This is a genomic window from Pseudomonas sp. CFBP 13727, from assembly GCF_014841915.1.
GTDB lineage: Bacteria > Pseudomonadota > Gammaproteobacteria > Pseudomonadales > Pseudomonadaceae > Aquipseudomonas > Aquipseudomonas baltica.
On sequence record NZ_JACYUT010000006.1, the window covers coordinates 384,567 to 399,436 of the forward strand.

Below are 14,870 nucleotides of genomic sequence, written 5' to 3' on the forward strand. Positions count from 1 at the left end.
TGTCTTGCAAAGCGGGTTCAAACCTGCGTGGGCGCTCATGCGCTGCGGGAAATGTCACTCCGTTCGCCGATCCGGCGACTCAGTATGCAGTCGGCTGCGGGACGCCACTTGCCCAATCGAGTGGCGTTCTTGCCTATTTCAGTGAAGGCGACGAGGCATGCGATAACGCGGGCAGGCTAGCCGTTTCCGCGCAAGGCCGCGATGTCGCGCTTGGGTGGCGCGCCGAACAGACGACTGTACTCGCGACTGAACTGCGACGGACTTTCATACCCAACCTTGAAGGCTGCGCTGGACACGTCCTGATGTTCATTGAGCATCAACCGCTTTGCCTCATTGAGCCGCAGCCACTTCTGATACTGCAACGGGCTCATCCTGGTGAGTTGACGGAAATGATGATGAAAGGTCGGGGTACTCATCTGCACCCTGGCTGCCAGTTCGTCGACGCGCAGCGCTGACGTGTAATTCAACTTCAGCCAATCGATCGCTCTGCCTATGCGATAACCCTGGCCGTCCACCGAGGTGATCTGCCGCAGCCGACCCGCCTGGTCGCCTTGCAGCAGGCGATAGTGGATTTCGCGCTGGATCAGTGGCGCCAGCACAGGAATGGACCGTGGCTCATCGAACAGCGCCAGCAGCCGTTCGAACGAGGCCAGCAACGGCAGCGTTACCGAACCGATACCTACGCCCTGGACCGCGGCCCGATCGCGAATGGGCGGCAGATCACCCTGCGCTATCAGTTCGGCCAGCATGCGCATATCCAGCTTGAACGTCAGCCCCAGGCATGGCTGCTCGTGGCTGGCCACCAGCACTTCGGAGTTGGCAGGCAGATCCAGCGACGTGATCAGAAACTTCGAGGTGCTGTACCGATAACCTTCGCCCCCCACCCACAGCTGCTTTTCGCCCTGAGCAACCAGAATGATGCTGGGCTCGACCATGCAGGTCATGGGCGGTGCCGGGCAGTCGCGTCGAAAAAAACCAAGACCTGCGATGTCCGTTCGGTAATCACCGGGCGCCTTGGTGTGCCAGGCGATCATCCGCGTCAGCGTTTCGTGCGTCGATGAGCTTGGACCAGTCGTGTCGAATTCGTTCGTCATATTCACCTTGCTCCCGTGTCACGAACTCTAACTCGCCTCTGCTCGTACGTCCCGCCATCCAGTGCAGACTCATAGGATCAGGCAAGTAATCCAGTGCAATGCGCTACAGAGAGACTCATCGGACCGAGACAATGGCCATCGATAAATCTCTGGAGAACACCTCTCGAATGAACCGATCTTCGACCTCCGCCACCCACACCGGTGAATCATGGGGCGCCGTGTTCGCCATGTCGCTCGCCGCTTTCGTGCTGGTGGCCTCGGAATTCATGCCCATCAGCCTGCTCACACCCATCGCGGCGGACCTGCACATCACCGAGGGCCAGGCCGGCCAGGGCATCTCCGTATCAGGGCTGTTCGCGCTTTTCACCAGCCTGCTGATCGCATCGGTGGCCGCTCGGGTCGAGCGCAAACCGCTGCTCGTTGCACTTACCCTGCTGATGATCGTTTCCGCAGCCGTCGTTGCCTTTGCACCCAACTATTGGGTATTCATGGGCGCACGCGCTCTGATCGGCGTCGCCATCGGCGGGTTCTGGTCATTGTCGGCAGCGACCGCCATGCGCCTGGTGCCTGATGGCCAGGTCACCCGGGCCATGGCTATCGTCAACGGCGGCAATGCTCTGGCAACGGTCGTGGCAGCGCCCCTGGGCAGTTTTCTCGGCGCGCTGATCGGCTGGCGCGGTGCCTTTCTGGCCCTTCTTCCCGTGGCCGTGATTGCCTGTGCATGGTTGTTGGTGAGCCTTCCAACCCTGAAAGCGCGCAGCGAGTCGGGCACCGGCAACGTTCTCACGCTGATGAAACGCACCCCGGTCGCCCTGGGCATGGTCGCGGTAAGCGTATTTTTCATGGGTCAGTTCATGCTCTTCACCTATCTGCGTCCGTTTCTGGAAACGGTCACACAGGTCAGTGTTTCCATGCTTTCGTTGATGCTGCTGGTGCTAGGCCTGGCCGGGCTTGCCGGCACGTTCCTGATCGAAGCCTTCCTGAAAAATGGCCTGCATCGAACGCTGACCGTTATCCCGATCCTGATGGCCGCCATCGCCATGGCACTGTTGTCATTCGGCAGCTCGACGGCCATCACTACGGTACTGCTGGGGCTTTGGGGAGCGGTTGCGACTGCCGCACCAGTGGGATGGTGGACGTGGCTGGCAAGAACCCTTCCGAACGATGCGGAGGCAGGCGGTGGCTTGATGGTGGCGATCATCCAACTGGCAATCGCGTCCGGGGCCATCGTCGGCGGGCTGGTATTCGACGCAAGCGGCTACCGGGCGACCTTTGAAACGAGCGCAGGGTTGCTCGGCTTGGCAGCGGTACTTGCCTTTCTGGCGGGACGCGCGGCAACCCAGGCAGCTGCAGGCGGCACGTCGGGGGCAGCGCGGCCCTGTGCACCGGCTGCCAGGTAGGCGAAACGCCGACTCGGCGTATCGCACCCCCGATGCGTCAGGTGACAGATGGCAGATCCATACCCGCTCTCGCCCAGAACGCTTCGGCGGACTGACCCAGGTTTGCTTTCGGTCGGGTCAGGTGCACCTCCAGCGGTATGTCCCAACTCTCATCGAGCGCCCTCACCAAGCGTCCCTCGTGAAGCTCCTGCTCGGTCAGGCTCTTGGGCAACCAGGCCACGCCTTTGCTTTCAAGGGCCATGGACATGAGCACCGCTGCCAGGTGGCTGCTGAACAGCGGCTGCAAGTGCAGATAGTCCTCTTTGCCGCGCAACCTGTGGGCGACGATCCGCCCCAGCCCCGACTCATGGGTATAGGCCAGGTAAGGCAGTGCAGCGGGCGAGGTATCGAAGTGTGAGGAGGCACTGGCGAGCGGTACCAGAACGTCCTCTGCGACCTTCTTGCTGATGAACTGATCGGGCGCCAGCAGCGGCGGAACATCGGGATGACGATGGCACAGCAGAAACTGGACCTGGCCGTGTATCAGCATCTGCTCGCAGACAGCCATGCTGTCGGAGTGAAGCTGTACCGCTTCGATAGGCGCACCGGCTTCCGAGCTGCGCAGCCACCTGGGGAAAAACGTGAACGACAACGAGTGAGTGGCGGCGAACTTCAGTGAGCGTGCCGACACGCCCGCCACTTCCTGCGCCTCGTTGCGCAGCCGATACAGGTGGCGCGCCGCCTCCTGTGCACCGGGCAGAATCTGCCTCCCCGCCTCTGTCAGGGTCGCGCCATGGGGCGTGCGGATGAACAATTCCACGCCCATCCAGTTTTCAAGCGAGCGGACCCTGCGGCTGAAGGCCGGCTGGGTAATGTGGCGAGCTTCGGCGGCGCGCACGAAGCTGCCGTATTCGGCAAGCGCCGAAAGGTCTTCGAGCCAGACGAGTTCCAAGGGCCATGCCTTCTGTGCATAGGGTTGGGCATTAATAGCATTGGGCGGGTGACTTCGCAAAGCCTAACGTGGGGCCACAACCCATAAGAGGAACCCTCCATGCGCATCGTCGACATTCGTGAGAAGACCGTTTCCATCGCCTCCCCCATTGCCAACGCCTACATCGACTTTTCCAAAATGACCTGCTCGGTCGTGGCGGTGATCACCGACGTGATCCGCGATGGCAAACCGGTCATCGGCTACGGCTTCAACTCCAACGGTCGCTACGGCCAGGGTGCGCTGATGCGCGACCGCTTCCTTGCCCGTATCACCGAAGCCGACCCCGATACACTTGTCGATCATGAAAACGACAACCTCGACCCGTTCGCCATCTGGAAAGCCCTGATGACCAACGAAAAGCCTGGAGGCCACGGCGAGCGCTCGGTGGCGGTCGGAACCATCGACATGGCAGTGTGGGATGCGGTCGCCAAGATCGAAGGCAAGCCGCTGTATCGCCTGCTGGCTGACCGCTATCGCAATGGCGTGGCGGACGACAAGGTCTGGGTCTATGCCGCCGGTGGCTACTACTACCCCGGCAAGGACCAGACCAAGCTCAAGGCCGAAATGCAGAGCTATCTGGACCGTGGCTACGACGTGGTCAAGATGAAGATCGGTGCGGTGCCGCTGGATGAAGACATCCGGCGTATCGAAGCAGTGCTCGAAGTGGTTGGTGATGGCCGGCGCCTGGCGGTCGATGCCAATGGTCGCTTCGACCTGCAGACCGGTATCGCCTACGCGGAAGCCATCAAGAAGTACAACCTCTTCTGGTACGAGGAAGTCGGCGATCCGCTGGACTACGCCCTGCAGGCCGAGCTCGCCAATCACTACGAATTGCCCATGGCCACCGGCGAAAACCTGTTCTCCCACCAGGACGCTCGCAACCTGCTGCGCCACGGTGGCATGCGCCCCGACCGTGATTTTCTGCAGTTCGACTGCGCACTGTCCTACGGCTTGGTCGAGTACATGCGCACTCTAAAAGTAATGGAAGACATGGGCTGGTCGTCGCGCCGCGTGGTCCCCCACGGCGGTCATCAAATGTCGTTGAACATCGCCGCGGGCCTACACCTGGGTGGCAACGAATCCTACCCGGATGTGTTCCAGCCGTTCGGTGGCTTCGCTGACGGGATCCAGGTCGAAAACGGCTATGTCGGCCTGCCGGACATTCCCGGTGTCGGTTTCGAAGCCAAGTCGGCCCTCTACGCCGTCATGCGCGAGCTCGGCGAAGGCTGATCGCTTCCCTCTGCGGCCTGTGCCAAACAGGCCGCAAACGCTGGCGTCAGGCACTGACGTCACGCCACACGCCCATCACAACAATAAAATGAGGTGCTCTCGTGGAAATCTCCAGAACCCGCTGGTATGGCCAGCTGTACGTGCAAGTGTTGATAGGTATCGTCATCGGTGCCGCCATCGGTTACTTCGCACCCAACATCGGCGCCAAGCTGCAGCCGTTTGCCGATGGCTTCATCAAACTGATCAAAATGCTGCTGGCACCGATCATCTTCGGCACGGTGGTGGTCGGTATCGCCAAGATGGGCAGCATCAAGGAAGTCGGGCGCATTGGTGTGAAAGCCCTGATCTACTTCGAGATTCTGTCGACGATTGCGCTGGTCGTCGGGTTGATCGTGGTCAACATCGTCAAGCCCGGCGTCGGCATGAACATCAATGTCAGCGCCCTGGATGCCAGCGCCATCAATAAATACAGCCAGGCCGCCAGCGAGCAAGGCGGCACCGTCGAGTTCTTTCTCAACATCATCCCGCACACGTTCATCGGCGCCTTTTCCAACGGCGTGATGCTTCAGGTGATACTGCTCTCGGTATTGATGGGCATTGCCCTGGTTCAGTTGGGCGAAACCAGCAAGCCTCTGATCAATACCATCGATCTGTTCCTGCAAGGCCTGTTCAAGATCGTCGCCATGGTCATGCGCCTGGCCCCGCTCGGCGCCGGTGCCGGCATGGCGTTCACCATCGGTAAATACGGTATCGGCACGTTGCTCTCACTTGGGCAATTGCTGGTGGCGCTCTACATCACCACGTTGATATTCATCGTCGTGATACTGGGCACGGTCGCCAGGTGGTCAGGCATGCCGTTGATGCAGTTCCTGCGCTACTTCAAGGATGAAATCCTCATCACCCTGGGCACCTGTTCGACCGAGGCCGTGTTGCCCCGCATGATGGTCAAGCTGGAAAAACTGGGCTGCAAGAAATCGGTCGTGGGGATGGTTCTGCCGACCGGATACACCTTCAACGCAGACGGTACCTGCATCTACCTGACCATGGCCGCGATCTTCATTGCCCAAGCAACCAATACCCCACTGACGTTCGCGGACCAGATGATTCTGCTGGCGGTATTCCTGCTGACGTCCAAAGGCTCGGCAGGCGTGGCGGGGGCCGGGTTCGTGACGCTGGCCGCAACGCTCACCACTATCCATTCCATTCCTCTGGTTGGCCTTGTCCTGCTGCTGGGCATCGACCGGTTCCTCAACGAGGCCCGGGCTGTCACCAACCTGATCGGCAATGGCATCGGCACCATCGCGATCGCCAAGTGGGACAACTCGTTCGATGTCGAGGTGTGTCAGCGTGAGCTAGCCGCCATGAAAGACGAAAAGGCTGCCAGGAAAACGCTGCTGGCGCAGAAATGACCCATTGCCGAGCCGGCGTTGGCGCGGGTTTCAAAGCACCGGTTGACAGCAATCACCTGCCGTTTACGAGCGACGTGTGGTCGTCGATCTGACTCGACAGACGAAATCTGGAAGCGGCCGTCCGAGCCTTCACTCGCCAGATCAAGTCAGCCTGCCACCTCGATGAGTGCGGCATGGACGCGCTTCATCACATGCTCGACACCCTTGGCCATGGAGCAAATGACTGAGGATTTTAACCCCCCCTCAACACAATCAGGAGAGACACAAATTGAACATCGGAATAATCGGCGCCGGCAATATTGGCGCGACCTTGGCGCGCAAACTTGCAGCGGTGGGTCATACCGTCAAACTGGCCAATTCCAAACGCTCCGACAGCATCCAGGCGCTCACCCATGAGATAGGCGTACACGCAGTGACCAAGGAACAAGCGGTCTTGGAAGTGGACGTGGTCATTCTTTCGATTCCTTTCGCCAACTACCCTGATCTCAAGCAAACATTGGGCGGCGCGACCTGAGGCGACAGAGTCGCCGGGGGCTCAAGTAAAGCTACCCATGAACCCCTGCCGCAGCTCCTTACCGAGGGGGATAGGCCCCTGCATCGATCCCGACCCTGCCCGAGTCCGATATCGCTGAAGGGCAGCGGCAAACCTAGGCACCGCCGGGTACCTCTCGCAGAGCCTCCAACCCCTGAAAAGCAGGCCGAACCACGGAAGGCCTGTGTACTCAAGGTCGGGCAGCGCCAGCGCGTTGTTCCCAAGGTGGGCAGGGTGACCAAGCCTCTACAAGCTTATCGATGAAGAGTCGAATCTTTGGAGAGAGGTGTCGCTTGCTGGGGTAAATAACCCGAATGGGCTCTGCGGCCTCTGCATATACGGCGAGCAATTGAACGAGCTTGCCGTTTCTCAAATCCTCATTTATCACGTAAGACGGCAGCGTAGCGATGCCCAGCCCCGCGACAACAGACCGGTGCAACGACTCAGCGCTGTCCATTTGCAGCCTTCCACTACAAGTGAACGATACACAGCGCCCATTCACTCGAAAATTCCAGGGAAGCAATCTTCCACCACTCACGAAATGCAGGCACTGGTGCTGGGATAAATCCTCAGGCGTTTCAGGCTCTGCATGGTCAGCCAGATACTGGGGTGAGGCGCAGGTGATCATTTGTTGGTAGGCCACCGTGCGCGTCAGTAAACCAGAGTCTTCCTTGGGCGGACCGATGCGCATGGCCAAATCAAACCCCTCATCGATCAGATCGACCAGCCTGTCGGAAAAGCTGATGTCGACGCTCAGCGCAGGCCATTCTTCGAGACAGCGCTCGACGTGCTCAAGGATATGAAGCCTGCCTAGCGCGACAGGCAAGCTCATCCGCAGCCGTCCACTGGGTGTCGAACGGCGAAACGCAAGGGCATCCTCTACCTCGTCCAGGTCCTGCAAAACACCCACACAACGCTCATAAAGAACCTGGCCGTCATCCGTCATGCTCAAACTGCGCGTGGTGCGATTGAGTAGACGTACCTGTAGACGCGCCTCGAGCCTGACTATCGATTTGCCTACCGCTGAACGAGTGAGGCCAAGTTGCTTGGCCGCCGCAGTGAAGCTTCCAGCGTTGACCGAGCCTACAAAAGCGGCGATATCGTTTAGGTTGTGGAGTTCCATATGGCCTCTCTGTCCTCACCGCCAGGGCGGGCTGGCGCCTTCAATGGGGAACCCTATTCCCCAATACCAAGCATAGTATCTCGATTAGCTTATCCACATCCAAAGATCAATTGAGGTCATTATGAATATAGAAGTCCAAGCAGCCGTCCAAACCTGGGCCAACAGCCTTAGCGATCTGGTACCCGTTCTCAAGGGAATCGATACGACCACAAAGCTAAGCGACATCCGCGACGCCTACGCAAAAATGCTCGGACATAATCCAGCGCCCGATGGCGTCAGGTTCGAAGCAGTCGACATGGGTGGAGTGCCTGGCATCCTGGTGACTCCGCAGGAGATCAAAACCGACGCGGTAGTGATGTACATTCACGGCGGGGCTTACATCGTTGGCCGTCCAGACGGTTACCACGGGATCGGCGGCAATTACGCGAAAATGCTGGGCGCTCGTGTATACATGCCGGACTACCGCCTTGCCCCTGAGCATACATTTCCAGCGTCCATCGACGACACATTGCGCGCCTACGAGTGGTTGCTCGAGCAGAACATTCCGGCCAGCAAGATTGCCTTTTCCGGCGAGTCAGCGGGCGGCGCGATGGTTGTCAGCGTAATGGTGGCGGCAAAATCCAAAGGCTTGCCATTGCCTGCCGTTGGCTCCTCGATTTCGCCGTGGGCAAACCTTGAACATACCGGCGCGGCCATGAGTAATCGTGAAGGACTGGATCCGCTGAACTCCAAGCCCGTGCTGGATATTCTCGCCAGAGCGTTTCTGGGCGACACGCTGGCCAATCATCCTCTGGCCTCTCCGGTCTTCGCGGACGTCACAGGCCTTCCGCCGATTCTGGTGCAGATAGGCGAAAACGAGTTGATGTTGACTGACGCCATGCGTCTTGCAACTCACCTTGCCGATAACCGTGTTCGCGTCAACCTGGAAGTATGGCCTGCGATGTTTCACGCCTGGCACTTTTACGCCGCGATCTTGCCAGAGGGTCAGCAGGCCATGGAGAGTTCGGTGCGTTTCATCGAGAAAGGCCTGGCGGATGCCCACGGCTGAAATCCAGAACACTCACTGCAGAAGGATCATTGGATAAGTTGACACGGGCTCACGACATTGCATCGGACGGGCGGGCCTCATCAGAACATCGTCTAACGGACTGCTCAGTACGTGAAGTCTGGGCTCCCTGTCGCTGAGACGGGAACACTCGCCTCCTCGCAGTGCATGTTCAAGGCACTTGCGCAGCTGAAACAGTTGACGCGCAAGAATGGTGTCCCAGGCGGGGTTCGAACCTGCAACCTTCCCCTTAGGAGGGGGATGCTCTATCCAATTGAGCTACTGAGACACACGGCGTCGTGCCAGGCGGCACGACGAACGGCGTGCATGTTACCCAGCCACGCGCGGTTTGTCATGCAACGTGGACAGTTTTATCCGTGGCAAATGCCGATCAAGGATGAACGCGACAGTCATGCATTTTGCAATACCTGCAGAGACCCAGGTATGCAGAATGCAATATCAATGTGCCTGCCTTCCTTGGTATGCCTCTGAATTACCTAGAAATTTCGCTAAATAAAAAGTTGGCACGCGCCCTGCTATGTTCCTGGCTGAACACTGATTTGCCACCACCAGCCATGGAGCGTCCCAATGAACAGCGTCCTCGTCATGCTCAATGTTATGGCATTGGTCACCTTCATTGGTTTTCAGTTCCACACTCAAGCCGACGACCCTGCACTTGTCCACATCGACGCTGCTCGACTAATCCCTGCGCCCGTTGCCCGCGTCGCGGCTTCGGGCCCTGAACGACCTGTCATGGCTGCACAGGGTGTCAACGAGACCGCGACGACGCAACGGTCTGAACGCTACATATTTTAAGGAGTTGTCGATGTCGAGATACGCCTTGGCGTTCATGTTTGTGGCTGCCGTGTGCTGGATCGGCGCACTTACCCTCGAGCAGAACGCCGTCGCTTTGGGGACAATGCTGCAAGTGCTGGGCAGCATCAGCGCTGTGGCATTTTTGCTGGCAATGGTCAAAGGCCGCAGGATCAAATTCGATCCATACCTGCATTGATTTCAAACCAATTGCCGCTTAGCGAAAATCAATACTAGCAAATGGCCCAAATGTCACTATGCTAGCCCAAGGGTAGCTCGCACGTGCTGTGCGCGGTGTGCACAAGACGGGTCAGAGCACCTCTCGAACGAATCTTCGACTTTTTTCGAACGGCGTGATCGCAAATTTCCACCGGCCTTGTAAAATACCTGCCGCTGGGGACTGGCCAAATGCCACGATTCGGATCATTATTTGTCACAGATTTGGCGTCAAGGTTATGTCGCAACTAAGGCATCATAGCGCGGCATCGGCAGGCTGGAACAATTTGCCGATCGGCGTGTCCTAACCGACATCCTGCGGCCTACTTCGAGAACCGCTCCCCCTGAACTTATCGGTCAACACTATGCGCCCACTCAAACAGGCTGTTTACTCCAGCCGCACGGCTGACAAATTTGTAGTACGTCTTCCCGACGGGATGCGTGAGCAGATCGCTGAGGTGGCTCGTAACCATCACCGAAGCATGAACTCCGAGATCATCGCACGCCTGGAACAGAGCCTGATCCAGGAAGGTGCCTTGGGCGAAGAGTTGAGCATGAAGATGGACAGTCCGGAGCTGTCTCTGCACGAGCGCGAGCTTTTGCAGCGTTTCCGCCAGTTGTCTCACCGACAGCAAAACGCACTGGTGTCCTTGATCGCCCATGACGTCGAGGCCGCAGCCGAAGCGTCATGAACACCGCTGCAAAGAAAAGCCAGCTCTAGAGCTGGCTTTTTTGTGGGCGACGCTCAGCTCAAGCCGCTGCTTGAACCCGTGCGCCCTTCACGCGATCGACCAACACCGCCACCAGCAGGGTTGCCACCGAAGGCACCAGCCAGGCCAGGCCCTGCTCGCTCAGGGGAAGATCGAGCAGGGATGTCGGCAGCCACTGCGAGAACCCTGCCCCCTTGATCGCATCGATCAGGCCGAACAGCAACGAGACGAACATCACCGGCCCGAGAATGCGCGACTGCGAATGCCACAGCCCTGCGCAGAAGCTCAACGCCACCAGCACGATGCAGGGAGGGTAGATGGCTGTCAGCACTGGAATCGAAAACGCGATCAGCTTGGTCAGGCCCAGATTCGAGACCAGCAGCGAGAACAGTGCGAGCAACAGCACCAGCGTCTTATAGGACAGCGGCAGCACTCGGCTGAAGTACTCGGCGCAGGCGCAGGTCAAACCCACTGCAGTCACCAGGCAGGCCAGCGAGATCAGTACGGCCAGGAAACCACTGCCAAGGGCTCCGAAGGTGTGCTGCACGTAGGCATGCAACACCGCTGCGCCATTGGTGGCGCCTGCAGCCACGGCGTGGCTGCCCGACCCGAGGCGGAACAGACTGATATACACCAGCGCCAGCCCTACCCCGGCAATCAGACCCGCAATGATCGCATAGCGCGTGATCAGCTGGGGTGACTCGACACCTCTGGAGCGGATGGCATTGACGATGACGATGCCGAACACCAAAGCGCCCAGCGTATCCATGGTCAGGTAGCCGTTGATGAAGCCCAGGGAAAACGGTGCTGCAACGTACTCGGGTACCGCGTCACCGCTGGGGCCTACCGGCAAGGCAAACGCTGCAATGCCCAACACCGCCAAGGCGATGATTTTCAGCGGCGCCAGAAACCGTCCGACGGTATCGAGCAGGCGCCCCGGATAAAGCGAAACGAAAAACACCAGCAGGAAGTACACCGCGCTGTAGAGGAACAGTGCCAGGGGTGTCTCACCGGTCAGCGGCGCCAGACCCACGGCGAACGATACCGTGGCCGTGCGCGGCGTGGCGAACAGCGGCCCTACGGCCAGATAGCACACCGCTGCAAGCAACCCGCCCGCCACTTTGCCGATCGGGCTGCTCAACGCGTCCATCGAGCCGCCGACCCTGGCCAGCGCGACCACGGTTATCACCGGCAGACCCACTGCGGTCACCAGGAAGCCCAGCGCGGCCATCCAGACGTTCGGGCCAGCCTGCAGGCCGACGAAGGGAGGGAAGATGATGTTGCCTGCGCCTACGAACAAGGCGAATGTCATGAATCCAAGCGCCAGAATATCCTGGCCTTTAAGCACTTTCATTGGAAGGAAACCACGTCAATAGATTGGAATTGAGAGAGGTTTTCCCCATGGATGAGGGAAACACGGTCGGCCGGATGAGGCCAGACCTGGTGCGCGGACCTTAGCCTTGTGGGCAAGCCGGGCAAAACGGCGCGTAGAGTAGCGAAAATGCGCGCTCATCGCACTGTTGCAGTGCGAAGTGTCCGCTGAGCGCACCTGTGTGTCGCATCGGTGCAAGACTCAGCGGAAACGGTACAGCTAATCCTCCCGCCCCCAAAACCGAGGGCTTTAGGATTACAGGGCCATGTCGACCGCTGGATTGCTTTCAGCCTTCGGTGCAGCCTGACCTTCGATCGGGTTGGCAGCAGCGGCGGCCTGGTCGATCACCGGCGGTGCAACAGCCAGCTGCAGGATCTTGGCGGTGTAGTTCCACTCTTTCTGCACAGCCTCTGGCGAGTTGTTCAGTGCAGTCCCGTAGCTCGGCACGATCTGACGCAGCTTGGCTTGCCATTCAGGCGTGGCAATTTTGTCCTTGAACGCTTTTTCCAGCACGTTGATCATGATCGGTGCTGCAGTCGATGCGCCCGGCGAAGCACCCAGCAAACCGGCAATGCTGCTGTCCTTGGACACCACGATTTCGGTACCCAGTTTCAGCACGCCGCCCTTCTCTTCGTCGCGCTTGATGATCTGCACGCGCTGGCCGGCCTGCCACAGACGCCAGTCTTCTTTCTTGGCGTTGGGGAAGTACTGCTTCAGTGCCTGGTAGCGATCGTCGTCGGACAGCATGACCTGACCTGCCAGGTATTCGATCAGTGGGTACTGTTCGATACCGACCTTGGTCATCGGCCATACGTTATGCAGGTTGGTGCTGGTCAGCAGGTCCAGGTACGAACCGTTCTTTAGGAACTTGGTCGAGAAGGTCGCGAATGGGCCAAACAAGACCACGCGCTTGCCGTCCAGCACGCGGGTGTCCAGGTGTGGAACGGACATGGGCGGCGCGCCAGTCGACGCGATACCGTAGGCCTTGGCCATATGCTGCATGGCCACGGTCGGGTTCTCGGTCACCAGGAACGAGCCACCTACCGGGAAACCGCCGTATTCCTTGGCCTCTGGAATGCCCGAATCCTGCAGCAGATGCAGCGCGGCACCACCAGCACCGATGAACACGAACTTGGCGTCGGTTTCGGTCTTGGTACCGTCTTTCAGGTTCTTGTAGGTCACGCGCCACGAACCGTCGGCGTTGCGCTTGATGTCTTGCACTTCGCTGGACAGCTTCAGATCGAAGCCGTTCTGCTCCTTCAGGTGGCCGACGTACTGGCGAGTGATCTCGCCGAAGTTCATGTCGGTACCCAGCGGACTCCAGGTGACGGCCAGTTTCTGATTGGGGTCACGGCCCTCCATCATCAACGGCACCCACTTCTTGATCTGCTCGTGATCCTGGGAGAACTGCATCCCGGCGAACAGCGGGCTGGCCTTCAGCGCCTCGTAGCGCTTCTTGAGGAACTCGATGTTGTTGTCGCCCCACACGAAGCTCATGTGCGGGGTGGAGTTGATGAACGTGCGTGGGTTCTTCAGAACACCGGCAGTGACCTGGTGCGCCCAGAACTGACGGGAAATCTGGAAGGCTTCGTTGATCTCGATTGCCTTGGCGATCTGGACCTTGCCGTCCTTGTCTTCCGGGGTGTAGTTCAGCTCGGCCAGGGCAGAGTGACCGGTACCGGCGTTGTTCCAGCCATTGGAGCTTTCTTCGGCAACGGCGTCCAGGCGCTCGACCATTTCCATCGACCAGCTTGGCTCGAGCTCGTTGAGCAGCACGCCCAGCGTGGCGCTCATGACGCCACCGCCGATCAGCAGGACGTCGACTTTCTTCGCTTCGGCCGCTTGTGCCGACACCATCCCGATGGACAGAGCCAGACCCAGCAGCGCTGTGTTCGCTTTCTTCAACATACAGAAATTCCTAGGATTGAACGCCATTGGCTCGATCCGACCACGCTGACGTTTCAAGCTGCCCAGAGCGGGCCGCGAAACGAGTCGTCGGCAAACCGTGTAAATGGCATAGAAGGCCAAATTCGTTGCATCGGCCTCACATTCATGTCCTTAGCGTGCTGACTTTCTTGTTGAATATTGTCTTCAGCGACTTCAGTGACATCGACCTTGGCATGCCTTGCAGCACAAGGTCACTGCTGGCAGCCGGCCAGAATCCACAACCTGAACTTTCGTTCATGGGCTGCGACATTATGGCGGGTCGACATATTACATGAGAGTGGCTACCCGCAACCAGATCAATGTGGTCGATTGCCTCAATCGATATAAATGGTCATATCAATTAAGGAAAGCCCCTACATCGTTTAATGATGCTTCTTACATGCGGGACTTGGTGAGTCCAGTAAAGTCCTCCGCTTTCATGAGTGTCATACGATGACCGACTGTACGGATCCATTCATACCTGCGCTCAGTACCCGCAGACTGCTGCTGCTGCCGCTCACCCTGGCCGACGCGCCGCGCTACCAGGAGTTGATCGCAGACTGGGACATGGTTCGCTACATCACTGCCAACATGCCGTGGCCCTACCCCGCCGGCGAGGGGCTGCGCTACATCCAGGAGGATGCGTTGCCTGCCATGGCCGACGCAGAAGAATGGCATTGGACACTCCGGCTGCATGACGCGCCCGAAACCATTATTGGCGTGATCAGCCTGATGGACGAATGCGACGACAACCGCAGTTTCTGGATTGCCAAGCCCTGGCAAAACCAGGGGCTGGTTGGCGAAGCATGCGAGGTGGTGACCCGTTTCTGGTTCCAGACCTTGGACAGACCCGTCTTGAGAGTCGCCAAGGCAGTGGCAAACGAGGCGTCCCGGCGGATCTCCATGCGCGAGGGCATGCAGGTGGTTCTTCGGCGAGACCAGGACTTCGTGTGCGGCCGCATGCAGGAAGAGGTCTGGGAATTGACGCGCGAGCAGTGGCTGGCACGGCAAACCTAGGCCTGCGGCAAAA

The 14,870-nt window shown here is 59.0% G+C and carries 13 protein-coding genes, 1 tRNA gene and 1 pseudogene; 9 read left to right on the forward strand and 6 right to left on the reverse strand.

Features of this window, described 5'->3' with window-relative positions; genetic code table 11:
- Positions 1-176: 176 nt before the first annotated feature.
- The gene (locus IFT76_RS19415; RefSeq protein ID WP_244647988.1) at positions 177-1,034 is read right to left on the reverse strand and encodes an AraC family transcriptional regulator; all 858 of its coding nucleotides are present in this window, start codon (positions 1,032-1,034) and stop codon (positions 177-179) included.
- A 227-nt stretch (positions 1,035-1,261) separates the two neighbouring features.
- On the opposite strand from IFT76_RS19415, the gene IFT76_RS19420 reads away from it, so the two are divergent.
- Positions 1,262-2,494, forward strand: a complete 1,233-nt coding sequence (locus tag IFT76_RS19420; RefSeq protein WP_244647981.1) for an MFS transporter — start codon at positions 1,262-1,264, stop codon at positions 2,492-2,494.
- A gap of 37 nt (positions 2,495-2,531) precedes the next feature.
- On the opposite strand, the gene IFT76_RS19425 is transcribed toward IFT76_RS19420, so the two are convergent.
- On the reverse strand, positions 2,532-3,425 hold the full coding sequence (locus tag IFT76_RS19425; protein ID WP_122477321.1) for a LysR family transcriptional regulator: 894 nt from the start codon (positions 3,423-3,425) through the stop codon (positions 2,532-2,534).
- 99 nt (positions 3,426-3,524) lie between these two features.
- Here IFT76_RS19425 and IFT76_RS19430 point away from each other — a divergent pair, with 99 nt between their 5' ends.
- The 3 genes and pseudogenes from IFT76_RS19430 to IFT76_RS19440 form a co-directional block, all read left to right on the forward strand.
- Positions 3,525-4,694, forward strand: a complete 1,170-nt coding sequence (locus IFT76_RS19430) for a mandelate racemase/muconate lactonizing enzyme family protein (protein WP_192059880.1) — start codon at positions 3,525-3,527, stop codon at positions 4,692-4,694.
- A gap of 101 nt (positions 4,695-4,795) precedes the next feature.
- Complete coding sequence (dctA, locus tag IFT76_RS19435; RefSeq protein ID WP_122477318.1) at positions 4,796-6,103, forward strand: C4-dicarboxylate transporter DctA; 1,308 nt, start codon at positions 4,796-4,798, stop codon at positions 6,101-6,103.
- Between the two features lie 229 nt (positions 6,104-6,332).
- Positions 6,333-6,593 (forward strand): annotated as a pseudogene (locus tag IFT76_RS19440) (NAD(P)-binding domain-containing protein); the annotation flags it as partial.
- Between the two features lie 232 nt (positions 6,594-6,825).
- On the opposite strand, the gene IFT76_RS19445 reads toward IFT76_RS19440, so the two are convergent.
- Positions 6,826-7,758 (reverse strand): LysR family transcriptional regulator, encoded by a 933-nt coding sequence (locus IFT76_RS19445; RefSeq protein ID WP_192059882.1) that lies wholly within the window; start codon positions 7,756-7,758, stop codon positions 6,826-6,828.
- Positions 7,759-7,879: 121 nt separating this feature from the next.
- On the opposite strand from IFT76_RS19445, the gene IFT76_RS19450 reads away from it, so the two are divergent.
- Positions 7,880-8,806: an alpha/beta hydrolase gene (locus IFT76_RS19450; RefSeq protein ID WP_192059884.1), complete on the forward strand. Its 927-nt coding sequence runs from the start codon at positions 7,880-7,882 to the stop codon at positions 8,804-8,806.
- A 209-nt stretch (positions 8,807-9,015) separates the two neighbouring features.
- Here the strand turns inward: IFT76_RS19450 and IFT76_RS19455 are convergent.
- Positions 9,016-9,092 (reverse strand) — tRNA-Arg (locus tag IFT76_RS19455).
- 299 nt (positions 9,093-9,391) lie between these two features.
- On the opposite strand from IFT76_RS19455, the gene IFT76_RS19460 reads away from it, so the two are divergent.
- The 3 genes from IFT76_RS19460 (at position 9,392) to IFT76_RS19470 (ending at position 10,524) form a co-directional block, all read left to right on the forward strand.
- Positions 9,392-9,619, forward strand: coding sequence for a hypothetical protein (locus IFT76_RS19460; protein WP_185793020.1), 228 nt, complete (start codon positions 9,392-9,394; stop codon positions 9,617-9,619).
- Between the two features lie 10 nt (positions 9,620-9,629).
- Complete coding sequence (locus IFT76_RS19465) at positions 9,630-9,815, forward strand: PA3371 family protein (RefSeq protein WP_185793019.1); 186 nt, start codon at positions 9,630-9,632, stop codon at positions 9,813-9,815.
- Between the two features lie 382 nt (positions 9,816-10,197).
- Positions 10,198-10,524, forward strand: a complete 327-nt coding sequence (locus tag IFT76_RS19470) for an Arc family DNA-binding protein (RefSeq protein WP_043190613.1) — start codon at positions 10,198-10,200, stop codon at positions 10,522-10,524.
- Between the two features lie 58 nt (positions 10,525-10,582).
- On the opposite strand, the gene brnQ is transcribed toward IFT76_RS19470, so the two are convergent.
- The gene (gene brnQ / locus IFT76_RS19475) at positions 10,583-11,896 is read right to left on the reverse strand and encodes a branched-chain amino acid transport system II carrier protein (protein WP_192059886.1); all 1,314 of its coding nucleotides are present in this window, start codon (positions 11,894-11,896) and stop codon (positions 10,583-10,585) included.
- 273 nt (positions 11,897-12,169) lie between these two features.
- Positions 12,170-13,822: a malate dehydrogenase (quinone) gene (gene mqo, locus IFT76_RS19480; RefSeq protein WP_192059888.1), complete on the reverse strand. Its 1,653-nt coding sequence runs from the start codon at positions 13,820-13,822 to the stop codon at positions 12,170-12,172.
- 471 nt (positions 13,823-14,293) lie between these two features.
- Between mqo and IFT76_RS19485 the strand changes: the two genes are divergently transcribed.
- Entirely contained in the window at positions 14,294-14,857 is a 564-nt protein-coding gene (locus IFT76_RS19485) for a GNAT family N-acetyltransferase (RefSeq protein ID WP_192059890.1), read from the forward strand.
- Positions 14,858-14,870 lie beyond the last annotated feature (13 nt).